Source organism: Lentzea sp. NPDC003310, from assembly GCF_040610935.1.
In the GTDB taxonomy this organism is placed as follows: Bacteria; Actinomycetota; Actinomycetes; order Mycobacteriales; family Pseudonocardiaceae; genus Lentzea.
On sequence record NZ_JBEXNC010000029.1, the window covers coordinates 22563 to 46656 of the forward strand.

At 68.8% G+C, this 24094-nt stretch carries 23 protein-coding genes; 10 read left to right on the forward strand and 13 right to left on the reverse strand.

Going from position 1 to position 24094, the window contains the following annotated elements; translation table 11 throughout:
- Positions 1-68 precede the first annotated feature (68 nt).
- The 6 genes from ABZX02_RS40760 to ABZX02_RS40785 form a co-directional block, all read right to left on the reverse strand.
- Complete coding sequence (locus tag ABZX02_RS40760; RefSeq protein WP_355306950.1) at positions 69-779, reverse strand: type 1 glutamine amidotransferase domain-containing protein; 711 nt, start codon at positions 777-779, stop codon at positions 69-71.
- Positions 780-796: 17 nt separating this feature from the next.
- Positions 797-1540 carry an ion transporter gene (locus ABZX02_RS40765; RefSeq protein ID WP_355306952.1) on the reverse strand — a complete coding sequence of 248 codons (744 nt, stop codon included), beginning with the start codon at positions 1538-1540 and terminating at the stop codon, positions 797-799.
- Between the two features lie 163 nt (positions 1541-1703).
- Positions 1704-2843, reverse strand: a complete 1140-nt coding sequence (locus tag ABZX02_RS40770; protein ID WP_355306954.1) for a tyrosine-type recombinase/integrase — start codon at positions 2841-2843, stop codon at positions 1704-1706.
- Positions 2844-2923: 80 nt separating this feature from the next.
- Entirely contained in the window at positions 2924-3247 is a 324-nt protein-coding gene (locus tag ABZX02_RS40775) for a helix-turn-helix domain-containing protein (RefSeq protein ID WP_355306956.1), read from the reverse strand.
- 1021 nt (positions 3248-4268) lie between these two features.
- Entirely contained in the window at positions 4269-4751 is a 483-nt protein-coding gene (locus tag ABZX02_RS40780; protein ID WP_355306958.1) for a flavodoxin domain-containing protein, read from the reverse strand.
- A 241-nt stretch (positions 4752-4992) separates the two neighbouring features.
- Positions 4993-5418: a hypothetical protein gene (locus tag ABZX02_RS40785; protein ID WP_355306960.1), complete on the reverse strand. Its 426-nt coding sequence runs from the start codon at positions 5416-5418 to the stop codon at positions 4993-4995.
- Between the two features lie 524 nt (positions 5419-5942).
- Here ABZX02_RS40785 and ctaD point away from each other — a divergent pair.
- The 5 genes from ctaD (at position 5943) to ABZX02_RS40810 (ending at position 12909) form a co-directional block, all read left to right on the forward strand.
- The gene (ctaD, locus tag ABZX02_RS40790; protein ID WP_355306961.1) at positions 5943-7658 is read left to right on the forward strand and encodes a cytochrome c oxidase subunit I; all 1716 of its coding nucleotides are present in this window, start codon (positions 5943-5945) and stop codon (positions 7656-7658) included.
- Positions 7659-7762: 104 nt separating this feature from the next.
- Entirely contained in the window at positions 7763-8608 is an 846-nt protein-coding gene (locus ABZX02_RS40795; RefSeq protein WP_355306963.1) for a hypothetical protein, read from the forward strand.
- Positions 8609-8713: 105 nt separating this feature from the next.
- On the forward strand, positions 8714-9307 hold the full coding sequence (locus ABZX02_RS40800; protein ID WP_355306965.1) for a hypothetical protein: 594 nt from the start codon (positions 8714-8716) through the stop codon (positions 9305-9307).
- Positions 9308-9310: 3 nt separating this feature from the next.
- Positions 9311-10219, forward strand: a complete 909-nt coding sequence (locus tag ABZX02_RS40805) for a universal stress protein (RefSeq protein WP_355306967.1) — start codon at positions 9311-9313, stop codon at positions 10217-10219.
- Positions 10220-10338: 119 nt separating this feature from the next.
- Positions 10339-12909, forward strand: a complete 2571-nt coding sequence (locus tag ABZX02_RS40810) for a cation-transporting P-type ATPase (RefSeq protein WP_355306969.1) — start codon at positions 10339-10341, stop codon at positions 12907-12909.
- Between the two features lie 78 nt (positions 12910-12987).
- Here the strand turns inward: ABZX02_RS40810 and ABZX02_RS40815 are convergent, their stop codons facing one another.
- The 6 genes from ABZX02_RS40815 to ABZX02_RS40840 are packed head-to-tail and all read right to left on the reverse strand — an operon-like array spanning position 12988 to position 19070.
- Positions 12988-14220 carry a wax ester/triacylglycerol synthase domain-containing protein gene (locus ABZX02_RS40815; protein WP_355306971.1) on the reverse strand — a complete coding sequence of 411 codons (1233 nt, stop codon included), beginning with the start codon at positions 14218-14220 and terminating at the stop codon, positions 12988-12990.
- Positions 14221-14251: 31 nt separating this feature from the next.
- Positions 14252-14980: a pyruvate formate-lyase-activating protein gene (gene pflA, locus ABZX02_RS40820; protein ID WP_355306972.1), complete on the reverse strand. Its 729-nt coding sequence runs from the start codon at positions 14978-14980 to the stop codon at positions 14252-14254.
- The gene (gene pflB / locus ABZX02_RS40825) at positions 14977-17229 is read right to left on the reverse strand and encodes a formate C-acetyltransferase (RefSeq protein WP_355306974.1); all 2253 of its coding nucleotides are present in this window, start codon (positions 17227-17229) and stop codon (positions 14977-14979) included. The genes pflA and pflB overlap by 4 nt, the downstream gene beginning before the upstream one ends.
- Before the next feature lie 20 nt (positions 17230-17249).
- A complete protein-coding gene (locus ABZX02_RS40830; RefSeq protein ID WP_355306976.1) occupies positions 17250-18080 on the reverse strand; it encodes a hypothetical protein in 831 nt (276 codons plus the stop codon).
- On the reverse strand, positions 18077-18463 hold the full coding sequence (locus ABZX02_RS40835; RefSeq protein WP_355306978.1) for a hypothetical protein: 387 nt from the start codon (positions 18461-18463) through the stop codon (positions 18077-18079). The genes ABZX02_RS40830 and ABZX02_RS40835 overlap by 4 nt, the downstream gene beginning before the upstream one ends.
- Position 18464: 1 nt before the next feature.
- Positions 18465-19070, reverse strand: a complete 606-nt coding sequence (locus tag ABZX02_RS40840) for a hypothetical protein (RefSeq protein ID WP_355306980.1) — start codon at positions 19068-19070, stop codon at positions 18465-18467.
- Positions 19071-19178: 108 nt separating this feature from the next.
- Between ABZX02_RS40840 and ABZX02_RS40845 the strand changes: the two genes are divergently transcribed.
- The 5 genes from ABZX02_RS40845 (at position 19179) to ABZX02_RS40865 (ending at position 23390) form a co-directional block, all read left to right on the forward strand.
- Positions 19179-20288 carry a lycopene cyclase family protein gene (locus tag ABZX02_RS40845; RefSeq protein WP_355306982.1) on the forward strand — a complete coding sequence of 370 codons (1110 nt, stop codon included), beginning with the start codon at positions 19179-19181 and terminating at the stop codon, positions 20286-20288.
- Positions 20289-20376: 88 nt separating this feature from the next.
- The gene (locus ABZX02_RS40850) at positions 20377-20937 is read left to right on the forward strand and encodes a CBS domain-containing protein (protein WP_355306984.1); all 561 of its coding nucleotides are present in this window, start codon (positions 20377-20379) and stop codon (positions 20935-20937) included.
- 80 nt (positions 20938-21017) lie between these two features.
- Positions 21018-21512, forward strand: coding sequence for a universal stress protein (locus ABZX02_RS40855; RefSeq protein WP_355306985.1), 495 nt, complete (start codon positions 21018-21020; stop codon positions 21510-21512).
- Positions 21513-21521: 9 nt separating this feature from the next.
- On the forward strand, positions 21522-21956 hold the full coding sequence (locus ABZX02_RS40860) for an OsmC family protein (protein ID WP_355306987.1): 435 nt from the start codon (positions 21522-21524) through the stop codon (positions 21954-21956).
- A 54-nt stretch (positions 21957-22010) separates the two neighbouring features.
- Positions 22011-23390, forward strand: coding sequence for a DUF4389 domain-containing protein (locus ABZX02_RS40865; RefSeq protein ID WP_355306989.1), 1380 nt, complete (start codon positions 22011-22013; stop codon positions 23388-23390).
- Between the two features lie 57 nt (positions 23391-23447).
- On the opposite strand, the gene ABZX02_RS40870 is transcribed toward ABZX02_RS40865, so the two are convergent.
- On the reverse strand, positions 23448-24089 hold the full coding sequence (locus ABZX02_RS40870) for a LiaF domain-containing protein (RefSeq protein ID WP_355306991.1): 642 nt from the start codon (positions 24087-24089) through the stop codon (positions 23448-23450).
- Between the last annotated feature and the right edge of the window lie 5 nt (positions 24090-24094).

Here is a 24094-nt window from a genome sequence, read left to right on the forward strand (position 1 = left end):
TCTCGGCGCGCTCCTGTCCGGGTGCTCACCTGGAACACCGACAGTGGCGCAGCCCGGCCAGGCACTCTCTAGGCGAGCAGCTCCGCGAACGTCCGCGCGAACAGGTAGGCGTCCCCCGGCCAGCGCGCCGACACGTAGTGGCCATCCCGCACCACGAACGCGAACCCGTCGTCGGTGGCCGTACCGCGCCTGCTCAGCTCGACCGGCCCGCGCTCGAACACCGCGCCCGCCGCCACGACCTCGTCCTGCACGTAGGCGGGATAGGTGCGGTAGTACCGGCCGCGCAGCCACGCCGTCGAGAAGTACGCCGCCCGCTCCATGTACTTCGGCAGGCACGTCGTGCGCCGGCCCGCCAGCACCCCGGCGCGGGCGAGCACCAGCACGCCGTGGCAGATCGCGCCCACCGGCCGTTCGAGCGCCCAGAATCGCGCGACCACCCGCCGCAGCTCACCGGAGCCCAGGTACTGCCGCATGCCGGGCGCGTGCCCGCCGGGCAGCACCAGCCCGTCGAACTCCTCCGGCACCACCTGACCCCAGGCCACCGGCGCCCGGTAGGCGGGGGAGTCGAGCAGCTCCCGGTAGAACGCCTTCGGCTCGGGCTCGGCACCGAGCCTGCCGAACAGGACTCCGGTCAGCAGCAACGGATCCGCGGCCGGCGCGACGCCTCCGCGTTCGGTCGCGAAGACCACCTCGTGCCCGGCGTCGCTGAGCACCCTCCACGGCACCGCGACCTCGGTGACGTCGAAGTCCTGGTCGGGCAGCGGGAGCAGCACGCGCATGGCTCGATCCTGCCAGCTCAGACGGAAGCCTTGCCGCGCAAGGCCTCCACGTCGGCGCGCAGCCTGCGGACCTCGGCCAGGATCTCCATCGTCGCCGCCATCTCCTCGCGGTCGTGCTCGGCGTGCTCCTCGCTCATCTGGGTCTGCATCGCGCTCACCGCCACGGCGATGAACAGGTTGAGCACCGTGAACGACGTGACGACGAGGTACCCGACGAAGAAGATCCACGCGAACGGCCGCTGCTCCATGACCTGCCGCGCGACCTCCGACCACGCCTCGCCGGTCATGACCTGGAACAGCGTGAACAGCGAGTCGCCCAGGTCCCCGAAGTACTCGGGCGCCACGGTGCTGAACAGCTTCGTGGCGATCACCGCCGACACGTACAGCACCAGCGCCAGCAACGCGGTGATGGACGCCATCCCCGGCAATGCGGTGAGCAGCGCCGACACGACCCGCCGCATGCTCGGCACCACGGACACCAGCCGCAGCACCCGCAGGACGCGCAACGCGCGCAGCACCGAGAACGCGGGGGAGGCCACCGGCAGCAGGGTGATCGCGACGACCACCGCGTCGAACCAGTTCCACGGGTCGCGGAAGAAGTACCTGCCGTACGCGCCGAAGCGCAGCGCGAGCTCGACGACGAACACCGCCAGCGCGAGCCGGTCGACCACGTGCAGCGCGTCACCGAAGGACGCGAGCAGCTCCGGGGACGTCTCGGCGCCCAGCGTGACGGCGTTGACCAGGATCACCGCGGTGATCACCTTGCTGAACCTTAAGTGTTCGCGAGGGCGAGCGCGATGCCGTCCACGCTGTGTTTTGCCTGTTCACATGGCCTGTCGGCTGGCTAGGCGAGGGGTGTTTTCGCGTTGATTGGGAGCAAATTGGGAGCAGGGGCCATGAACACATTCGTGGTTTCTAAGGTGTTCACCGGTCTTCGTTCGAACTGTCGATGGTCCAGGACCATCCGCCGTCCTCTTCCCAGCGGTGCTGCAGCTGCTGCAGCATCCTGCTGATCATTGCATCCGTGACGTGCGAGTACCGGTCGTGGACTTCTTTGCGCTTGTGCCCCAACCGCTCAAGCCGAAGTACGTGCGGCACGCCCTCCTCGATGAGCCAGGTCTCGTGCGTATGACGCAGGTCGTGGAAGTGCATTCCTTCCTTGATCGGTGCCCACCCGAGCGCCTCGTCGCCCGCGAGCGCGGGCAACCAAACGCGCGCGCGGAAGTTGCCTCGCCGTTGCAGTGCGCCACGCGCCGAGGTGAAAACAAACTTGGAGTCCGGATTGCGCTCGCGGTGTGCCAGCAGTTCGTTCACGAGAAACGGTGGCAGATGAACCTCGCGGGCACTGGCTGGCGTCTTCGGTGCACCAAGGAAGAGCGCCTGTCCATGTACGTCGTGCAATGCACCGAAAACCGGGTCCACCACAACGCGGGGATTGGCGTCCAGGTAGGTCCTGATCCACTGCAGGCCGGCCAGTTCGCCCCAGCGCAAACCGGTATAAGCGGCTGTGATCGTCAACAGTCCGTCATCGGGATGCATCCTGCCAGCCAGGGCGTCCACCTCGTCTGTGCTGGCGTGGGGTCGCTCCGGCGAATCCGCAAAGGTGATTCGCAGCTTGCGACATGGATTCGATCCGATCAGACCTTCGTCGACCGCTTCTCCAATGATTTGTGAGAAGAGCACGACAACGAGCCGAGCGCTGGCGTCGGCGAGCTTGGTCCGCAAGACTTTGTTCACCCAACCCTTCACCCTGATCCGCTGGATGTCGCCAAGTGCTGTGCCGGACCAAAACGGCAAGATGTGATTGCGCAGCTGAGAGTCATAAGTCTCCCACGTCTTCAGGCTCACGTTTTGAGCGTCCGACCACTGCCGGATCCACTCGTCGATCGTGGTCTTGGCCAACCGCGGATCAGCGAACTGCTTCCGCCGCTGATCGGACTCCACATCCAGCGCACGCTGCTCCGCAGCTGCCTTCGTCGGGTACCCGTTCTCCGAGTAAACAGTTCCGTCGTCAAGCCGGTAGCGGACACGCCAGTCGCAGCCATGCTTCTCTACCCAGGCCATCCACTCTCCTTTGTAGCGGTTTCGGATGTGCTGTTATCCGGTGCGTCTACATGGACGCTCGTTTCAAGGAAAAGGGCAACCTAAATGTGTTCATTGCGTCCGGAACGCCTGCGATTTGAGGTGAGCGACGTGCGGATTTCGATACGAGTCGACTTCGTGGGCTGCTCGGCAGCTGCGGCAATCTTCTCGATGTCGTTACGGGAGAAGCGTAGGTGTTTTCCCAGGAAGGAGCACGGAATCGTGCGTCGGGCGGCGCGACGGCGCAACCAGGACTCACGCACTTGCAACAGCCTTGCGGCCTGGCCGGGCGTGAACAGAACCTGGACCGTTTCGCCCGTGGGTATGTCCGCTGGTAGGCGGGCCTCGTCGATCGCGGTCTGCGCGCCCTCTACGGGGTTGTTCACAGGTGCAGGCGACTCCGAAGATGAGAACTGGACTGACAACGTCATAGGCACACCCCTTCACGCGGGACGCTCTCGTCGATGAGGAGCGCGTCGGTAGCACCCCTTAACTTCGAGGAGGAAGGTGCTCCGGGACAGGCGACATGCTCAAGACAGGCTTCATCTGGCCTGATGGACGACTATTCTTCCTCTTCGGGTCCAAACCAGAGGCTCGCCACCATCCGCAGGAGGTCTGGAAGTGCACGCGGTGCGGGCCGCTGAGCGTGGTTCGGGGTGGTCGGACCGCCGATCGGTAGCCTCCTGTCTACTTGCTTCTGTGTTGTAGCCATGGTCAACCTCGGTCCGTCGATGTCCCCGACTCTCACCGCCTTGGCGAGCACTACCAGCCTCCGTTGGTCGCACCAGGCGTAGACAGCAACGACGGCTCCGGGGTGGGACCAAAGTCCCTGCCAGGCGCACGTGTGCCGAACTGACGGAGGTCGGTACGCGGTCGTTGGTCCCGATCTGGCCGGGACCTCTCGACGCGGGTCGCCGAGGCCTGGTGCCCGGGACGTGTGGGCACGCCGGGAGGGCCGGGCGACCGGTCCTCGTCGAGTTCGTGACGATGGTCCCGGCCAGGTGAGCGCGTTGGGATCTGCGTCACACCCGGTCTGGAAGAGCAGCCTTGCCTCACCACGAGAACCGTTGAGGGAAGGGAAGTCCGATGAGCATCCACGGGTACACCGCACGGCACCGAGCCATGTTGAAGGCGGTCGCCGAAGGACGTGCCGAACTCTCAGGCGGCTCCGTCCCAAGCCTCGCGGTGGACGGCCTGTGGTGCGACTTCACCGCGACGAACGAACTGTGCGCCGGAGGTTTGGTCAGGGCGGCGCACAGGTGCAGACAAGGGCAGCGGGTTCGCGCGGTGCTCACCCCGTCCGGTGAAATGGTGCTCGGCTCGCTGGCTGGGGCACTCTGCAGCGTCGCATGAGGAGAAGGAGTGCGTGATGCACGTCGTCACCTCGGTCGCGTGCGTGGCGGCGCGTCAGCGAGCCGCGACCAGCCGCTGGCCGATCGTGTAAGCCCAGCGGTCGATCTCCTCCCAGTCCCGGAAGTCACCGGCCATCGGCCCTTGCGCCATCTTCCTCGCGATGAAGCCCGTCGCGGTCTCCCGCGTCAGCCTGCCGCCGAACGTGAAGGGCTCTTCGGCGCCCAGGCGGGCGGCGATCTCCCGCACCTTGCGCGGTGCCGGTTGAGGAGTGATCTCGCTGCCGAGCGGACCGCTGTGGAAGAGCCACAGTGGACGGCTGTGCAGAAGCTTCTCGTTGCGGGTGAGTAGTCTCACCGCTTCCTTGCGCCAGCGGCCCGCGTAGAGCGCGCTCCCGAGGACGACGGCCTTGTAGGGCTGGACAGTTTTCACATCCGCGGCGTCCTGCAGCGTCACCTCATGCGAGGCCGATCGGATCCGTGTGGCGATCTCCTTCGTGGCGCCCATCTTGGTCGCGTAAGCGACGAGAATCTCAGTCATACCAACACCATCGGCGCACTTGCTGGCGGAGGACAGAGCCGTAGTGCCCGGCGGCTGCGGGACGCCGGCAGGCGTAAGTCCCTGGTGGAGTTCGCCGCACTGCTGTGGTGGCATACCCGCTGATCCGGTCGCGTGGGAGTTCTGGACGGCGTCGGGAACTGCCCTGCCTGCCGGCGCTCCGCCCAGGCGGTGGCGTGGTGGGCGGACGGCCGGCCTCGGTGGTCATCGCGACCTTTCGAGCTCACACGGCCGAGTAAGGCTCGTCGCGTTCGATGGACCGCGAAACCTCGGGTCCGCGGTTGTGACCGCGGCTCTGTTCCGCCAGCTCGTCGGCGAAGTGCTCCTGGCGCTCCTCGTCCCGCAGGCGGGTCAGGACCGCCATCGTGATGGCGTGGGCGACGGCCAGCAGGAGCAGCACGATCCCGAGCTTCGTCACGAGCTTCTGCAGGTCGCCCTCCACGGGGAGGTCAGTGGTCGAGATCAGCGCGACCAGCCCGAGCACGATCAGGGTGAACAACGTGGTGGTCAGCCAGCTCGCGGCCAGGCTGACGCCGGGGTGCTCGTTGTCGCGGAGGTACTTGCGTCCGCTGAACGTGATGATCACCGCGTCGAGCGTCACCAGCAACGCGCTGACGAGTAGGAAGGCGATGTAGCTGTCGGTGTCCATGAGACCCAGGGTCCTGGCGGGGACGTGGGGCGAGACAGGGAACATGGTCCCTGTTCGGCAGTGACGTCACGCCCCGGCTCGCTTCACTGCGGAGTAGTGGAACGGCGCCGGTGTGGACGAGCGCCAGTGCGGTGCTCGCCGGCACCGTGAAGAACAGGAGCAGGTGAGCCCGCCGAGAAGGGCTACCGCGACCCTGAGACAGCTCGTGCAGGCTCCGACTACCGACAGGTCGTGCCCGGCTGCTGCCGCACGAACGGGCGGAGGAAGACGAGCTATCCCCGGCGTCGACGAACGCTGGGGATGACCGAGGACCATGTCGGCGACTTCCGCGACCCTGCACGGCTTGGATGCCGTGCTGCGCCTGCACTTCGCGCAGGAGGAGGAAAGCTACTTCGTGTTCGCCGAACGCTGGTGAGTCTCCGCGCGGGAAGGTCCCTGCTCGGTGATGACCTTGGGCCCTGAAGGTCCCGCGCGGGCTGGACGACCCTGGCGGGGTTCCCCTTCGGACGACACTGGAGAGATCCGTGACAGCACTGGTTCCCGCGCCGGTCGAGGTCGACCCCGGCCCCCGGCGTCCCTCGCTCAAGGGCTCGTCGCTGCTGGGGTTGTTCCGCACCACGGACCACAAGCAGATCGGTGTCATGTACATCGTGACCACCTTCGCCTTCTTCATGATCGGCGGGGCGATGGCGATGCTGATCAGGGGCGAACTGGCGCGGCCCGGGCTGCAGTTCCTGTCGGCCGAGCAGTACAACCAGCTGTTCACCATGCACGGCACCGTGATGCTGCTGCTGTACGCCACGCCGAGCGTGTTCGGCTTCGCGAACTTCGTGCTGCCGCTACAGATCGGGTCGCCGGACGTCGCGTTCCCGCGGCTCAACGCCCTGTCGTTCTGGCTCTTCCTCTTCGGCGGGCTGATCATGCTCGGTGGGTTCGTCACGCCGGGCGGTGCCGCCGACTTCGGCTGGTTCGCCTATGTTCCGCTTTCCGGCGCGGAGCACTCGCCCGGTGTCGGCGCGAACCTGTGGATCGTCGGTGTGGCGGTGGGTGGTCTGGGCACGATCCTCGGTGCGGTCAACATGGTCACGACCGTGGTCTGCCTGCGCGCTCCCGGGATGACCATGTGGCGCATGCCGATCTTCACCTGGAACGTCCTGGTCACGAGCATCCTCGTGCTGATCGTCTTCCCGATCCTGACCGCCGCCGGGTTCGGGCTGCTCGCGGACCGGTTGCTGGGCGCGCACGTCTTCGACCCGTCCAACGGCGGAGTCGTCTTGTGGCAGCACATGTTCTGGTTCTTCGGCCACCCCGAGGTTTACATCCTCGCGCTGCCCTTCTTCGGGGTGATCTCGGAGATCGTCCCGGTGTTCTCACGCAAACCCGTCTTCGGCTACAAAGGACTGGTCTGGGCGACGCTGTCGATCGCGGCGCTCTCCCTCGCGGTCTGGGCGCACCACATGTACGCGACCGGCGCGGTCCTGCTGCCGTTCTTCGCCCTGCTGACCTTCCTCGTCGCCATCCCGACCGGCATCAAGTTCTTTAACTGGATCGGCACGATGTGGAAGGGGCAGCTCACCTTCGAGTCGCCGATGCTGTTCTCCGTGGGTTTCCTCGTCACGTTCCTCTTCGGCGGCCTCAGCGGGGTGCTGCTCGCCGCTCCACCGCTGGACTTCCACGTGTCGGACACGTACTTCGTGGTGGCGCACTTCCACTACGTGCTCTACGGGACGATCGTGTTCGCGACGTTCGCCGGCATCTACTTCTGGTTCCCGAAGATCACCGGCAGGATGATGGACGAACGCCTGGCCAAGGTGCACTTCTGGACCACCTTCGTCGGCTTCCACCTCACCTTCCTGGTGCAGCACTGGCTGGGCAACCAGGGCATGCCCCGCCGCTACGCCGACTACCTCCCGACGGACGGCTTCACCGCGCTCAACACGTTGTCCACCGTCGGTGCGTACGTGCTCGGCGCCTCGACGTTGCCTTTCATCTGGAACGTGGTGAGGAGCTACCGGTTCGGCGAGGTCGTCACCGTCGATGATCCTTGGGGCTTTGGCAACTCTCTGGAGTGGGCGACCTCGTGCCCGCCGCCGCGGCACAACTTCACCGAACTACCCCGCATCCGGTCGAACCGGCCGGCGTTCGACCTGCACTACCCGCACATGGTCGAGAGAACACGGCGTGAGGCGCACGTCGGCTTCACCGGGCGGGAACTGCCGGACGGGCACGAACACGACTAGCCCGGATCTCCTGCTGATCTCGGACACGGTCGCGGGCCTCCAGGTCTGCCGAGCCTCGAATAGATCGTCTTCACGTGACCACCGGCGCCGAGGGAGAGACGGAGATGAACAGCACGAGCGTTCGGACCGACAGCCGTGACACCGCGAGACTGGTGTCGTGGGTGGTCGTGGCGCTGATGGCCGCGTCGTCCGCGGCCGGCCTGCTGGTGCCCGGTCTCTACCGGGACCCGCCGGAGGTGGTCGCGGAGCTGCGGGCGTACGACCTCGTCAGTCTCGTGCTCGCCACGCCGGTGCTGATCGGTGCCCTGGTGGCCGAGCGGAGAGGCGCGGTCCTGGCACGAACGGTCTGGCTCGGGTCGATGATGTACGCCTTTTACAACTATGCGATCTACGCGATCGGATCGGCCTTCAACGGCCTCTTCCTCGTCCACGCGGCCCTGCTGCCGATGTCGGTCACGGTAGCGGTGCTCCTGTGGCGCGATGTCGACGCCGCAGGGGTTCGCGAACGGTTCCGGCGGTCCACGCCGGTGAGGTCGGTCAGTGCGGTGTTGGCGCTCGCCGGCGTCGGGCTCGCGGGGACCTGGGTCTTCCAGTCCTTGCGGTTCGCCGTGACCGGAACACCGCCGGACGAGAGCGAACTCGTGCTCCCGATGGCGGCGGTACACCTCGCGTACGTGCTGGACCTGACGTTCTTCGCGCCGATGTGCGTGCTGGCCTCGGTCCTGCTGTGGCGCCGCGATCCCCAGGGGTTCGTCCTCGCGACGGCCGTGCTCGTGTTCGGAGCGCTGTACCAGGTGAACTACGTCGTGGCTCTGGTGTCACAGAGCTGGGCGGGAATCGAGGGAGCGCGCGGCTTCGACCCGGCCGAGCCGTTCGTGGTCGCGGTCTTCACGGTTGCGCTCGTCGTGATGGTGCTCCCCGAGCGCCGGACTACGCGTGATCGGCGATGACGGCACGGGCTCACTTTCGGCGAGACCACGGCCTCAGCGGGATCGAGCCGTTGGTCCCTGGGGGCCGGGATCTCCACGCGGAAACCTGGGAGCAGGAGGTGGACCATGATCGCGACACCGATGGCCAGGCTCGTCCGGCAAGCCTTCCCCTATCGCAACGAACTCGCGACGCTCGGCGACCGGTTCGAGAGCGCCGTGCTGTTGCTGGGCGTGGCGGTGGCGCTGACGGCCGTCCCGGTGGCCGCCGCGGCGGGATCCGAGATCTTCGCCGCCGAACGCGCGCGCGTCGCCGTCGAGCAGACGACCCGCAGCCGCGCCGACGCGGTTCTGGTCGAGGACGCGCCCGAGACCATCGGCGCCTCCGAACGGGGTGGCGCGGTGGAGACGGCGCCCGTGCTCGCCAGGTGGCGTCTACCGGACGGAAGTGCCCGGCAGGGCCTTGTGCAGGCTCACTACGACGCCGTGGCCGGGGCGAAGGTGCCGATCTGGGTGGACGAGGACGGAGATGTCACCTCCGCGCCCATCAGCGCCGAAGGCGCCGTGATCGATGCCATCTTCCTCGCGGTCCTGTTGTGGGCTGCGGCTGCGGGATCGGCCGCGCTGCTGTACTTCGTCGCGAGGTTCGCGCACCGGCGGATCCGTTCGCGGCGGTGGGAGAGCGAGTGGGAGCGCGTCGCGTCGGACTGGACGGGGAGGTGAGCCGTGACCGTCCCCATCGGACACAGGAACGTCGTCGTGGTCGGCCTCGACGGGTCCGAGTCGGCGCGCGGGGCGGTGCGCTGGGCGGCGGTGGAGGCGGCCCGCCGGGGTGCGTCCCTGCGGATCGTTCACGCCGAACCACCACTGCCGGTGGAGGCTCTCGATCCTTCGGGCTCGGCCAGACGCGCCCTGCACGAGGAGGCGGTGCGGTGGGTGCAGTCCGCCATCGCGGCGGCGGGGGAGTCCGCACCCGACGTCGGGGTGCAGGTGCGCATCGAGATCGGGTCCGCTTCACGGCTGCTCGAGCGGGAGTCGAGGAGCGCGGCACTGGTCGTCGTCGGTTCTCGCGGACTCGGGGGTTTCGCGGGGCTCGTGCTCGGGTCGGTCGCGGTCACGTTGTCCTGCCACGCCTTCTGCCCGGTCGTCGTCGTACGTGATGACGACTCCGCACCGGACGGTCCCGTCGTCGTCGGGGTGAACGGCGCGCCGGAGAACTGGTACGTGCTGGACAGGGCGTTCGAGGAGGCAGAGGCACGCGGGACGCGGCTGGTGGCCGTGCACGCCTGGCAGCCGCCGCTGCGCACCGCGAGGATCGCCGCGTCGGTGGGCATCGTGTGGTCGGAGCTCGACACCGCGCGCGAAGCCCTCGTCTCGCAACGGCTCAACGCCTGCGCCGACCGGCATCCAGGGGTGAAGGTCACCACGCACGTCGTACACGGCTCCGCCGCCCACCACTTGGTGGAGCAGTCCGAAGGGGCCGCTCTTCTCGTCGTGGGGGCACGCGGCAGCGGAGGGCTCGCCGGGATGGTGCTGGGATCGACCAGCCAGGCCGTGCTCCGGCACGCGCCGTGTCCCGTGTTGCTGGTGCGGCCGTCGCTGAGCGAACAGATCGCGCGGACGCAGCAGGCCTGAGCCGTGCGCGGTCTGCGGCGCCACTCTCGCCCGAGGTGGGTGGAACACGTGCACTGGTCCCGAGTCGACAGGGACGTCACGCCCTGTGTCGCCGCTCGCGTTCGCGCTGGAATGCGGACATGACTGTGGCGACCACGGGACTTTCCTCCGCCGAAGCGGCCAGGCGGCTGCGCGACGACGGGCCGAACGCACTGCCACGCCCTCGGCGGAGGCATCCGGTGCTGCTGCTGGTGGAGCAGTTGGCGCACTTCTTCGCGCTGATGCTCTGGGCGGCCGCTGTCCTCGCCTGGATCGCCGGCATGCCCGCACTCGCCGTGGCCATCGTCGTCGTCGTGCTGCTCAACGGGCTCTTCGCCTTCGCGCAGGAGTTCCGGGCCGATCGCGCGGCACAGCGCCTGCGCGACCTGATGCCCGCTCAGGCGACGGTGCGCCGCGACGGGCACCTCCGGCAGGTCGACGCCTCCGAACTCGTGGTGGGCGACGAACTGGTGCTGGAGGCGGGAGTTCGGGTCTGCGCTGATGGTGAGGTGCTGGTGGCGGCGGGGCTCGCGGTCGACGAGTCGATGCTGACCGGGGAAAGCGTGCCGGTGCGGCCAGAGGCGGGGCAGAAAGTCCACGCCGGGACATACGTGGCCGAGGGCGAGGCCGCCGTCGTCGTGACGGCGACCGGAGGGCGCACCGAACTGGCCGGGATCGCGGCGCTGACGCAGGAGGCGAAACCACCGCGCAGTCCGCTGACGGCGCAACTGCACAAGGTCGTGCTCGTCGTGGGGCTGATGGCGGTCGCGGTCGGTGCGGCGTTCTTCGGGGTCGCCGTCCTGCTGGGACTACCGCTCTCCGACGGGTTCCTGTTCGCCATCGGCGTCACCGTCGCCCTGGTGCCGGAGGGGCTGTTGCCGACGGTGACCCTGTCGCTGGCTCGCGCTGCCCAGAGCATGGCCGCCAAGAACGCGTTGGTGCGCAGACTCGACGCGGTGGAGACGCTCGGCGCCACCACGTTCATCTGCACGGACAAGACAGGCACGTTGACGCGCAACGAGATGTCCGTCGTCCGGGTGTGGACCCCTCGCGGAGAAGTGACCGTGCAGGGCAACGGCTACGAGCCGATCGGCTCGGTCGACGGGACTCCCGAGGCCGTCGACGGGGTGCGGACGCTGGCGTCGAGCGCGAAGCGGTGCTCTCCCACGGCCCACGCGTTGCTGCACGACGGCCGCTGGCAGCCGGTCGGCGACCCGATGGAGGTCGCGTTGCACGTCCTCGCCGCCCGGCTGGACGTCGACGGCACCTCGGAGGACGCTCTGCGGTTCCCGTTCGACCCGAGACGCCGCCGCTCTTCGGTGGCGGACTCGGACGGTGTGCACGTGACCGGCGCGCCGGACTCGGTGCTGCCGCTGTGCGGCACCACGCCAGGCGCGCACGAGGCGTTGGAGGACCTCGCGAACCGCGGCCTGAGAGTGCTGGCGGTGGCGCGAAGGCCGGGTACAGCTGGAACCTGGGAGGACGCGGAACGGGACCTGGAACTGCTTGGCCTCGTGGGACTGCAGGACCCGCCGCGCGACGACGTGGCGGACGCGATCGCGTCCTGCCGGTCCGCCGGCATCCGCCTCGCCATGATCACCGGAGACCACCCCACGACCGCTCGTGCCATCGCCGAACAGGTGGGTCTGCTCGGCCCGGACGGCCTCGTGCTGGAGGGGCGGCACCTGCCCGAGGACCAGGACGAGCTCGGGACGTTGCTGGACCAGGACGGCGTCGTGGTCGCGCGAGTGACGCCCGAGGACAAGCTGCGCATCGCGACAGCCCTGCAGCGCAGAGGACACGTCGTCGCGATGACCGGCGACGGCGTCAACGACGGCCCGGCGCTGCGGGCGGCCGACATCGGCGTGGCGATGGGCTCGTCCGGAACCGACGTGGCCAGGGAGGCCGCCGACCTGGTGCTGCTGGACGACCACTTCGGCACGATCGTCGCCGCGGTCGAACTGGGCAGGGCGACGTTCGCCAACATCCGCCGCTTCCTCACTTACCACCTCACCGACAACGTCGCCGAGCTGACGCCGTTCGTGGTGTGGGCGTTGTCCGGAGGCTCGATCCCGCTGGCGATCAGCGTGCTGCAGGTGCTCGCCCTGGACATCGGCACCGACCTGCTCCCGGCACTCGCCCTCGGCGCCGAGCCGCCGAACAAGCGCACCATGGTGGGACGCTTGCGCACGGGGTCGCTCATCGACCGGGCCCTGGTGCGCCGCGCCTTCCTCGTGCTGGGCCTCAGCGAGGCCACCGCGGCGATGCTGGCCTTCCTCACGGTGCTGGTGGTGGGCGGCTGGCGACTCGGCGAGACGCCGGACGCGGCGTTGCTCGCGACCGCCTCCGGCACCGCGTTCGCGGCGATCGTGCTGGGTCAGCTGGCGAACGCCTACGCGTGCCGCAGCGCGAGCAGACCGGTGCTCGAGATGGGACTGCGGGGGAACAGGTTGCTGGTGTGGGCGGTGGCCTTCGAGCTCGCGGTGCTCGCGGTGTTCCTCTTCGTGCCCCCGCTGCCGGACCTTCTCGGCGGAAGCGCTCCCTCCGGACTGGGCTGGGTGCTGGCGCTCCTGTCGGTTCCCGTCGTGGTGGCGGCCGACGCCGCGGCCAAGATGATACTGGCCCGTGGAACACGCTCGACTGGTCGGCAGATACGGTCTTCCACGTCGTGATGTCGGCGGCTGATGGGATCGAGGACCAGCCTGTGCCGTGTCGCGGGAACCGTCGTACTGCGGGGACCACGACTACGTTCAGCGGAGCAGGTCGAGCTCGACCTGGAGCGCCTCGGTGAGCACGGCCAGGTCGGGCACGCGGTCGGGATCGGCGACCACGGTCACGGTGAGCGCGCCGGCGTAAGACAGTGCCGCGAAGGCCACGGTCACGTTGCCGGTGGTGGCGGACAACGGGAGGAGTCCGACGATCGGTGTGCCGCCCAGACTCAGGGGCTGATCGGGGCCGTGCACGTTGGTCACGAAGGTGTGCACCAGGCGTTGGTGGTTCGTGAGCCACTCCGCCACGCCGATCGCCTTCAGCAATCGGAAGACCGGAACGACCGAGGCGGGGGACTTCTTGTGCGAACGGGTGACGGCGGCGATCCGAGCCAACCGCGACGGCGGCGTACCGCTCGTCGGCAACGCCACGGGCATCACGCCGGTGCTGTTGCCGAGATGATCCGCCGTGGTCATGCGACGAGTGGACACGGGAACCGAGACGACCAGCTCGTCGACATGTTCTCCGCGGCTGGCGAGCAAAGTCGCCAGCGCACCGGTGACGGCGGTGAGCAAGGCGTCGTTGATCGTGCCCCCACAGCGGTGGGCCGCGGTGTGCAACCGGGAGACGTCGGCCCGCGCCATGGTCTGCCGACGCCGTGGGCCGGTCGGCTGGTTCAGCGAGCAACGCGCACCGGCTGAGGGCCGCCGCAGCCCGGCGAACGAGATGGGGCGGGGCAGTCTGAACCAGGTGTCCTTGGCGAGTTGGCCGCGGGACGGCGCGGGGGCTGGGAAGGGCGCGGGCTCGGTACGAGGCGCGCCGTCGACCAGTTTCGCCAGCACCGCCAAGCCGCCTATGCCGTCGGACAGCACGTGGTGGAACACGAAGACCAGCGCCGCCCTGTTCCCCGCCAGTCCGGTGATCAGCGTGGCCGACCACAACGGTGACGAGAGCGGTAGCGGGCGGGTCACCAGCGTCGAGGCGATGTCCAGCAAGGCCTGTTCGTCGCCGGGAGAAGGGCACCGCAGTCGGTCGACGTGCTTCGCGATGTCGAAGCCGGCGTCGTCGACCCAGATGGGACGACCGCACCCGAACGGCGTCCGGACCAGACGCCGGCGCAGCCGCGGAACGGTCCTGATTCGCTCGGCGAGCAGGGAGACGACGTCGCCCGGATCCCGTTCCAGGACGATCACCGCGCCGACCTGCATGGCCGAGGCCAACGACATCATGTCGGCCGCGCTCGCGCGGTCGATCGGTGTGTCTGTTCGAGCCACCTCCACGCCTCCTGAGGAGTCGGACGAGCCGCTACAGCGCGGTGACGCCGTGGGATGCGAACTGGTCGCGCACGCGTTCGACCAGTTCACGGTCTGGAGTGGGGACGTCCTCGAGTGGGAACGGGAGGCCGAGTGCCGCGTACTTGGGAGCGCCGAGCTTGTGGAACGGCAGCACCTCGACCCGCTCGACCGCGTCTAGGTCGGCGACGAACCGCGCGACGCCCTCCACGTTGTCGAGCGCGTCGGTGTAACCGGGGACGAGCACGAATCGGACCCACATCGGCTTGCCGAGGCCGGACAGCCTCCGCGCGAACTCCAGCGTAGGGGTGACCTCGCCACGCGTGACACGGCGGTAGGTCGCGGGATCCCACGACTTGATGTCGAGCAGGACGAGGTCGGTGTCGGCGAGCAGCGCGTCGGACGCGCGGGCTCCCAGGAATCCGGACGTGTCGAGGGCGGTGTGGAGACCGAGTTCCTTGGCCGCGCGGAACACGGCGGCGGTGAAGCCGGGCTGCAGCAGGGGTTCGCCGCCGCTGATCGTCATACCGCCGCCCGCCACTTCGATGAAGCGGCGGTAGTGCGCCATCTCGGCGGCTACCTCCTCGACGGTTTTGCGGCTGCCGTCGCGCATGTGCCAGGTGTCGGGGTTGTGGCAGTACAGGCAGCGCAGCGGGCACCCGCTCAGGAACAGCACGAAGCGGGTGCCCGGTCCGTCGACCGCGGTGGAGATGTCCCAGGAGTGGACTGATCCGGTGGTCACAGCGACTCGTGGAAGGTGCGGTTGATGACGTCGCGTTGCTGTTCCGGAGTGAGGCGGATGAAGTTCACCGCGTAGCCGGACACGCGGATGGTGAGCTGGGGGTGGTTCTCCGGGTGTGCCATCGCGTCGAGGAGGGTGTCGCGGTTCAGGACGTTGGCGTTGAGGTGGAAGCCGCCGGCGTCGGTGTAGGCGTCGAGCACGCCGACGAGGTTGGTCACCTGCTCGTCCTCGCTTCTGCCGAGGCCAGCGGGGGTGATGCTCGCGGTGAGCGAGATGCCGTCCTGGGCCTGGTCGTACGGGAGCTTGGCGACCGACAGCGCGGCGGCGACGAGGCCGTGCTTGTCACGGCCGTTCATCGGGTTCGCGCCTGGTGCGAAGGGTTCGCCCGCGCGGCGGCCGTCCGGGGTGTTGCCGGTGTGCTTGCCGTAGACGACGTTCGAGGTGATGGTGAGCACCGACTGGGTGTGCACGGCACCGCGGTGTGCGGGGTAGCGACGCACCTTGGTCATGAAGCTCTCGACCAGCTCCACGGCGATCGCGTCCGCGCGGTCGTTGTTGTTGCCGTACTTGGGGAAGTCGCCCTCGACGACGTAGTCGACGGCGAGACCGGACTCGTCGCGGACCACTCGCACACGAGCGTCCCTGATGGCGGACAGGCTGTCCGCGACGACGGACAGGCCGGCGATGCCACAGCCGAGCAGGCGCTGGACCGGGTGGTCGTGCAGCGCCATCTCGATGCGTTCGTAGGCGTACTTGTCGTGCATGGCGTGGATGATGTTCAGCGCCTCGACGTAGGTCTTGGCGAGCCAGTCGGTCATCCTGTCGAAAGCCGCTCGCACGTCGTCGTAGACGAGGTACTGCGTGGTGATCGGTTCGGACACCGGCGCCACCTGCTCGCCGGTCATCTCGTCACGGCCGCCGTTGATCGCATACAGCAGTGCCTTGGCGAGGTTGACGCGCGCTCCGAACAGCTGCATCTGCTTGCCGACCCGCATGGCCGAGACGCAGCACGCGATCGCGGTGTCGTCGCTGAACCGCGGCCGGATGAGGTCGTCGTTCTCGTACTGGATCGAGCTCGTGTCGATCGACACTCTGGCGCAGAAGCGCTTGAAGCCTTCCGGCAGGCGGGGTGACCAGAGCACGGTGAGGTTGGGTTCCGGTGCAGGGCCGAGGTTGTAGAGGGTCTGCAGGAACCGGAAGCTCGTGCGGGTGACGAGCGGACGGCCGTCGGTTCCCATGCCGCCGATCGACTCGGTGACCCACGTCGGGTCGCCGGAGAACAGCTGGTCGTACTCGGGTGTGCGCAGGAAGCGGACGATGCGCAGCTTGATGACGAGGTCGTCGACGAGTTCCTGCGCATCGGTCTCGGTGAGTGCGCCGTTGTCGATGTCGCGCTGCAGGTAGACGTCCAGGAAGGTCGCGGTGCGGCCGAGTGACATGGCGGCGCCGTTCTGCTCCTTCACCGCGGCGAGGTAGGCGAAGTACAGCCACTGGACGGCTTCGCGGCCGGAGGTCGCCGGTCCGGAGATGTCGTACCCGTAGGAGGACGCCATCTGCCTCAGTTCGTCGAGCGCGCGGATCTGCTCGGTCGCCTCCTCACGTTCCCGGATGACGTCCTCTGTGGACCAGAGCTCATCGAGCGTCGCGCGTTCCGCCTTCTTCGCGGTGATCAGCCGGTCGACCCCGTACAGCGCGACCCGGCGGTAGTCGCCGATGATGCGGCCTCGTCCGTACGCGTCGGGAAGGCCCGTGATGATGCCGGCCTTGCGTGCCCGTTTGATCTCGGCGGTGTAAGCGTCGAAGACACCGTCGTTGTGCGTCTTGCGGTACCTCGCGAAGATCTCACGAACGTGGGGGTCGAGTTCGAAGCCGTATGTCCTGAGGCTCGTCTCGACCATGCGCAGCCCGCCCTGCGGCATGATGGCCCGCTTCAACGGCGCGTCGGTCTGCAGACCCACGACGATCTCGCGGTCGCGATCGATGTAACCGGGGGCGTGCGAGGTGATGGACGAAGGGGTGCGTGCGTCCACGTCGTAGATGCCGCGAGCGCGCTCCTCGACGAACATGGTGGTGAGCTTGTGCCACAACGCTGTCGTGCGCGGCGTGGGGCCGGACAGGAACTCCGCGCCGCCTTCGTAGGGGGAGTAGTTCGCGTGGATGAACCCCCGCACGTCGATGGTGTCGCACCACGGTCCTGGCTGGAACCCGTGCCAGGCCGGGGTGGTCGTGCGGTCCGCGGTCGTGGTCATCGAAACTGCACCTTCCTGTGTCATGTCCAGAGGGTGGGGCGGAGCCAGCCGGGAGTCGGTGCGGCGAGTCGGCGGGTGCCGCGCACGAGTGCCGCGGTGCACACGACGACGATCACCAGGAACAGCGCTGCGACGGGCCAGTCGGGGGACAGGCCGTTGAGCAGCAGGGTGATCGCCATCGCCTCGATCGCGAGGCCGAGGGTGACGATCTTGACCAGGACCACGGCCGCGAGCACCGGTGCGGCGGGGTGGCGGCGCACGAGAGCGACGCCCGTGGCCGTGATCGCGGGCAGGGCGAACGCCAGGTCCACGACGTAGACCGGGTAGGGGAGCTCCCCGACACCGATCGTGCCGGGCAGACCTCCGAGGGACGGCAGGAGGTCGGAGAGCCAGAGGCCGGCGAAAGCGAGCCCGATCGCGATGAGGAACCAGCCTGCGCCCGCGTGGTCTCCGAGCCGGAGCTGCCTCACCTCGACACGCGCGACGCCGTCCACGAGCGCCGCGACCGAGAGCGCCACTGCCGCGACGTAGAGCAGGAACGCGGAGTTCTGCGGAACTCCGAACGCGTAGATCAAGTAGGTGTAGGCGACGTACGCGAGCAGGCCGAGCCAGAGCAGGTGTGCCGCGGCCGAGCCCGCCCGAGCACGGCGGCCGGCCAGGACGAGCACCGGGACGATCGCGAGGGTGAGGACGTCCTGTGCCACCGACTCGAGTCGCAAGGTCTGGTCCAGGCGGTAGGCCCGATCGGACAACAGGCCGTAGAGCGTGGCCGGCACGAGCACCGCCGCGAGCAGCCACGAGACGATCTCGGGCCACGAGATCCGCGCACGCGAGGCTGTCGTCGCGGTCATCGGCGAGCTCCGCGGGACAACGCGCTCATGAGGACCGCGCACCCTGCTGCCGCCATGACGGGCTGCAGCCAGCTGAAGGTCTGGATCAACGCGAGCTGGACGAGGATCCAGCCGATGAGCATCGCACCGGCGCCCGCGCCCGCGACCCTCCAGTACGCGTTGTGCCGGGCGCACAGCCAGGCGGTGAGCGTCATTGGCACGGCGACGAAGAGAAGCAGTGCGATTGCCGCGAATGCCGTGCTGCTGAACGGAAGCCGGCTGGTCACGTCGGCACCGAAGTCGATGACGCCGACGGTGAGCAGGATGCCGCCCGCCCAGGCACCGATCGCGACGACGCCGCTCAGCGCCAGGGTCACCGGGTGGCCGGTCGTGGTGGTGGCCATGTCAACTCCGTTCCACCAGTCTGATGAGGAAGTGGCCGGTGACGGCCGCCATCGTCGCCGCCATGAGGAGACCGCCCAGTGCGCCGATGAGCGCGATCACAACTGTCGACTGGCCCGGCTGCCACAGGGGAGTGGTGACCGCGCCGAAGACGAGCAGTCCTGCCGCCCAGGCGAGAGCGTTGGCCCAGATCCAGATCGAGCCGCCGCGCACGTGCCGCCGCAGCACCAGCCACTGACCGGTGCCGAGCGACAGCAGGACCGCGGTTCCCGAGATCGTGGCGAGCAGGAGCAACGCGGGTGCAGGCAATGAGTTCAGGCGCGCGGCGTTGTCGACGGCGATCAGCGCGACCGCCCAGGCGAAGGCCGCGGCGAGCGCGGTCATGCTGATCCACGACCGTCCGCTCAGCGCGGGGAAGGTACGGCGCAGGGCCCACCACTGCGCCGTACCGAGGATCGCGCCCTCCGCCAAGCCCGCCGGCACGAGCACCGGAGTCGGCGCCGCCAGCGCCCCGGCGAGTGCGGGGGCGAGGAAGCCCGCGAACTCGCCCGCGGTCACCTGGACGAACCAGGTCCGTCGGATCTCGCGGGTCATCAGTTCGGTGCTCATGGCTCAACGGTGCTCCGCGGACGTCGGCGAACGCAGGGACGAAGGTCCCCACCTGACCGGTCCGCAGTTCCGTGTCGGGCGTGGGACCTCGACGGACAGGCTGGAGCCATGACGCGCATCGTGATCGCGGGTGGAGGGCTGAGCGGGGTGAGCCTCGCCGCGCACCTCGCCGTGGCCGACCACCGGCATCCCGTGGTCGTCGTCGACGACGGGACCCGTCCGATCGCGTCCAGGACTTGGGCGTCCTGGACGAACCGGCCCGGCCTCCTCGACGCCGCCGCCAGCCGGTGGTTCGACCGGGTCCGGGTGCACGTGAACGGGGAGACGAAGGTCCTGCGGCTCGGCGGTTACCGGTACCGCGTCGTGCACGGCGCCGATCTGGCGGACGTGGTCGAGAGGCTGACCCGGCCGCTCCGCCACTTCACCTCACTGCGGGGTCACGTCGACCGAGTCCAGCAGGACGGTGTCGTCGTCGACGGTCAGCACCTGCGAGCGAAGTGGGTGTTCGACAGCGTGATCGGGCCGGAGACGCCGCCGCCGGTGGACGCCTCGCTCGCGTTCCGCGGCTGGTACGTGCGCAGCGAGCGTGCGGCGTTCGACGCCGAGACACCGACGTTGTTCGACTTCCGCACCGCGCAGGTGGGCGGGGCGAGTTTCGTCTACGTGCTGCCGTTCGACGCACATCACGCGCTCGTTGAGCACACGTCCTTCGTCGCGGCTGGCACCCCGGAAGACGCTGCGGCACAGGAAGAAGCGCTCAGCGAGTACCTGACCGAGATCGTGCGGACGGGCGGGCACGAGGTGGAACGCGTGGAGCACTCCGTGCTGCCTCTGCGCGCCAGGCCGACAACGCGCGTCAACGGTTCGGTTCTGAGCATCGGCGCGGAGGGAGGCCTGCTCAAGGCCTCGACCGGGTTCGCCTACCAGCGGATCCAGCGCGACAGCGCCGCCATCGCGGAGTCGTTGCGCCGGAGCGGACACCCGTTCGACCTGCCGGAGGCGCCGGCCCGCTTCCGGATGTTCGACGGTGTGCTGCTCGACGTCATCACCCGGCGGCCCGCTCAGCTGGAACGTGCCTTCGGGGCCTTGTTCCGCTACCGGACGGCGGAACCGGCGTTGCGGTTCCTCGACGAGGCGACCTCGATGCCGCAGGAGTGGCGCCTGTTCGCGGCGATGCCCGCGGCCACGTACCTCGCGGCGGCGCGTCAGCGCCGGTGACGCGTGAGCGGGGGGAGGACCTACGTCACCGCCGGGGCGTGGCCAACCGCTCTGCCGCGGCGAACAGAGGAGACGCACGCTCGTGCGTATGAACGCTGCAGATGTGATGACCAGCCCGCCGGTCTCGATCAGTCCGGACACGACCGTGCGCGACGCGGGCGCGCTGCTGGGCGACCGCGGCTTCTCCGCGCTGCCGGTGGTGGACGACGACAACAAGCTGGTCGGCATCGTCTCGGGTGCCGATCTCCTGCTCGCAGGGATGGCGCCGGAGATGGCGAACGGGCCGGTTTCGCGGGTCATGCGCCAGCGGGTGATCAGTGCGCCGATCACCTCGTCACCCGCCGAGCTGACCACCACCATGCTGACCAAACGGCTGCGCTGCCTGCCGATCGTGGCGGAGGAGGACGTCCTGGTCGGCGTGGTCAGCCGCAGCGACCTCCTGCGCATCCTCACCCCGACCGACGCCATGCTCGCGGTGCGGGTGGAGATGGCGCTGCGCGCCTACCAACGCGATCCGCGGTGGACTGTCGTGGTGGACGGCGGCGACGTGCGCGTGACGGGGTCGTTCGCCGACGAAGCCGAACGCAGGGTGGTCGAGGCCCTGGTCCGCACCGTGCCGGGCGTGCGGACGTCCGCCATCGCCTCCTGAACCGCGCGGGACGAAGGTCCTGAGGCGTGCGGGCCCGCGGCCACTGACCTGGCCAGGGGTGAACCGCGACGCTGAAATGTATGAGCGACAACGAACTCAAGCCGATCGTGGTGGGCTTCGACGGTTCTCCGGCAGCGGCGGCAGCGCTGCGCTGGGCAGCGGACCAGGCGCGCGAGCTGAACTGCCCGATCGACGTGGTCTCGGTGTGGCACATGGACTACGCGGTGGTGATGGCGCCGGTGCCTCCGGTGAGCTCGACGGGCCCGGAGAACGTCGAGGCCGCACAGCGCGCCGTGCTGGACGAGGCGACCGCCGATGTGACCGGTGTCGAGCTGCGGCACGTCCTGATCGAGGGTGACGTGAAGAAGATGCTCGTCGAGATGGCCCGCGACGCACGGCTCCTCGTCGTCGGGAACCGGGGCCGCAGTCCGCTGACCGAGTTGCTGCTCGGTTCGGTCAGTTCGTACTGCGTTCACCACGCTTCCTGCCCGGTCGTGGTCGTCAAAGCGGCTGAGCAGCGGGTAATGCACGAGGACCGACCGATGACGCCGCTGACTCCTGGACCGCTTCTGTGAGAGGGCACCATGACCACCGTTCCCAGGCCGTCGACGTCGCACAGGCTCACGGTCGCGCACGTCAGGGACGACGAGTTCGTCATCCGGCTGCGTGAGCACGAACTGCACACCGACCAGCCCGGAACCGACCGCGGTATGTCCCCTGTGGAGCTCTTCGTCGCGTCCCTCGCGACCTGTGTCGCCCACTACGCCAACGGATACCTGCGGCGGCACGACCTCTCGGCCGACGACCTCCGGGTGGACGCGGACTACGAGATGGCAGCTGACCGGCCGGCACGGGTGAGCAGGATCGAGGTCACCTCGTACGTCGTAGAGAAACTGACACCACAGCAGAAGTCGGCGCTGCAGGCGGTTATGGACCACTGCACCGTGCACAACACCCTCCAGCGACCACCCGAGGTGGAGATCCGCGTGGAGGAGGCGGCAGTGCGCCGGTCGTCGTGATCCCCGTCAACGAACACACCCCAGTGGAGAACGACCCCTCGTAGGGAGGCTCCGATGACTACCGCGACCGCCGGCTACCCGGTGCACGTGCACGCCCGCCTGGACCCCGGTCTGAGCCGCTGGCTGTGGCTGGTGAAGTGGTTCCTCGCGATTCCGCACTACCTGCTGCTCGCGTTCCTCTGGCTGGGGTTCGTGGTCTTCAGCGTCGTGGCGTTCTTCGCGATCCTGCTGAACGGCCACTACCCCCGCGTGCTCTTCGACTTCAACGTCGGTGTGCTGCGCTGGTCGTGGCGCGTCGCGTACTACACCTACGGCGCGCTGGCGACCGACCGCTACCCGCCGTTCAGCCTCGGCGCCGAACCCGACTACCCGGCCACGCTGGACATCGCCTACCCCGAGCACCTCTCGCGAGGGCTGGTGCTCGTGAAGTGGTGGCTCCTGGCGATTCCGCACTACCTGATCGTCGGTTTCTTCCTCGGCGGCGGGAGCTACGTCGCCTACCGGACGGGGGAGACCGTCTACAACTCCGGCGGTCTCGTCGGGCTGATGGCTCTGTTCGCCGGCATCGCGTTGCTGTTCACCGGCCGCTATCCCCAGGGGCTGTTCGACTTCGTGCTCGGCATGGACCGCTGGGTCCTGCGCGTGGCGGCCTACTCCGGGCTGATGACGGACACCTACCCGCCGTTCCGCTTCGACGCGGGCGGCGACGAGCCCGCGACCACGACGATCGACCAGACGCCTCCACCTCCGCCCGGCCACGGCGGGTGGACTCCCGGACGGGTGGCGGCCGTGGTCGTCGGCGCGCTGCTGCTGATCACCGGCGGTGCTGTCGGCGGCACCGGGGTGGTCGGGCTGTGGGCGGACACCGCGCAACGCGATTCCGCCGGCTTCCTCACCACGGCCACGAAGTCCTTCCACAGCGACGGGTACGCGCTGCAGTTCGGCACCGTGGAGCTGCGCTGGACCGACGAGGACTGGCCGCTCGCCGACGACTGGCTCGGCGAGGTCGGGCTGAAGGCGGACGACGACGTGTTCATCGGCATCGGCAGGACCGAGGACGTCGACCGGTACCTGTCCGGTGTGGAGCGCGACGAGGTGAGCACGGCGGGTTCCCAGGTGACCTACCGGCACCGGGACGGCGGCTCGCCGGCTCCGCCCTCGGCGCAGGGCTTCTGGGTGGCCTCCGGTACCGGCGAGGTGACGTGGCGCGCCGAGCAGGGCAGCTGGACCGCGGTGGTCCTGAACGCCGACGGATCCCGTGGCGTCGACACGACCCTGGCGGCGAAGGCGCAGGTGCCCGCGCTGAGGACGTTGTCCGTCTGGCTGGTCGTCGCCGGTGGTGTGGTCCTGGTGCTGGGTCTCGCGATGATGCTCACCGCCGCGGTGGTTGTCGGCCGATCGCGGCGCGGCGACACGTCCACCTCGGCGAGGTAGAGGCAGAAACCCCGATGTGGGCGGAACAAGACCGTTCCGCCCACATCAGGTGACCGGTCAGGGATGCGGCCGGTTCGCGACCACCACGGCGCCGAACAGGGCGGTGCCGTTCACCGTCAGCACGGGTGCGTCGTCCGCGAGCCGGCGGTCGTTGTCGGTCTTGTCCTCGATCCCGCCCATGAACGGAAGTCCGCCTGCGGAGACCCGCCACCCTTCCGGCACGAGAACGTCGACCCCGCCGAACAACGCGAAGGCGTCGATGTCCGCGTCGGCGTCGATGTGGGCCTCCCGCAGGTCGAGGGTCGCGCCACCGAAGACCGCGGAGACGTCTGCGTGTCGAAGGTGCTGCGAGCGCTCTCTCGTCGTCGTGCCGCCGAAGAACGCGACCGGGGTGCGAACGCCGTGGTGCCTGCGGAGGCCGACCAGGACGGCGGTGCCGACCGCGGCGAACACCGTCGGCAGAAGCAGGTCCCCGGTCGCCCAGCCGAGCGTTCCCGCGAGCAGCACGAGCCCGAGCGCCGTGATGACTACGGGCCCAGGCGACACCCGGCGCTGCGCCGCCATCGCGACGAGCCCGAGGACGACCACCGCGGCGGGCCACCAGTCGGCGATGAACGGCCCGGCGTCGACCACGCCGGTCGCGTCGAAGATGCCGGCCACGCCGAGCGCGACCAGGACGAGCCCCACCCACAACCGCACGGGTT

Bases quoted from the DNA above. Each gene is read 5' to 3' on its own strand.
- ABZX02_RS40770 (WP_355306954.1), bottom strand. From the start codon at position 2,843: ATGGCCTGGGTAGAGAAGCATGGCTGCGACTGGCGTGTCCGCTACCGG.
- ABZX02_RS40855 (WP_355306985.1), top strand. From the start codon at position 21,018: ATGAGCGACAACGAACTCAAGCCGATCGTGGTGGGCTTCGACGGTTCT.
- ABZX02_RS40760 (WP_355306950.1), bottom strand. From the start codon at position 779: ATGCGCGTGCTGCTCCCGCTGCCCGACCAGGACTTCGACGTCACCGAG.
- ABZX02_RS40795 (WP_355306963.1), top strand. From the start codon at position 7,763: ATGAACAGCACGAGCGTTCGGACCGACAGCCGTGACACCGCGAGACTG.
- ABZX02_RS40780 (WP_355306958.1), bottom strand. From the start codon at position 4,751: ATGACTGAGATTCTCGTCGCTTACGCGACCAAGATGGGCGCCACGAAG.
- ABZX02_RS40830 (WP_355306976.1), bottom strand. From the start codon at position 18,080: ATGACCGCGACGACAGCCTCGCGTGCGCGGATCTCGTGGCCCGAGATC.
- ABZX02_RS40860 (WP_355306987.1), top strand. From the start codon at position 21,522: ATGACCACCGTTCCCAGGCCGTCGACGTCGCACAGGCTCACGGTCGCG.
- ABZX02_RS40845 (WP_355306982.1), top strand. From the start codon at position 19,179: ATGACGCGCATCGTGATCGCGGGTGGAGGGCTGAGCGGGGTGAGCCTC.
- ABZX02_RS40840 (WP_355306980.1), bottom strand. From the start codon at position 19,070: ATGAGCACCGAACTGATGACCCGCGAGATCCGACGGACCTGGTTCGTC.
- pflB (WP_355306974.1), bottom strand. From the start codon at position 17,229: ATGACCACGACCGCGGACCGCACGACCACCCCGGCCTGGCACGGGTTC.
- ABZX02_RS40865 (WP_355306989.1), top strand. From the start codon at position 22,011: ATGACTACCGCGACCGCCGGCTACCCGGTGCACGTGCACGCCCGCCTG.
- ABZX02_RS40835 (WP_355306978.1), bottom strand. From the start codon at position 18,463: ATGGCCACCACCACGACCGGCCACCCGGTGACCCTGGCGCTGAGCGGC.
- ABZX02_RS40785 (WP_355306960.1), bottom strand. From the start codon at position 5,418: ATGGACACCGACAGCTACATCGCCTTCCTACTCGTCAGCGCGTTGCTG.
- ABZX02_RS40810 (WP_355306969.1), top strand. From the start codon at position 10,339: ATGACTGTGGCGACCACGGGACTTTCCTCCGCCGAAGCGGCCAGGCGG.
- ABZX02_RS40850 (WP_355306984.1), top strand. From the start codon at position 20,377: ATGAACGCTGCAGATGTGATGACCAGCCCGCCGGTCTCGATCAGTCCG.
- ABZX02_RS40800 (WP_355306965.1), top strand. From the start codon at position 8,714: ATGATCGCGACACCGATGGCCAGGCTCGTCCGGCAAGCCTTCCCCTAT.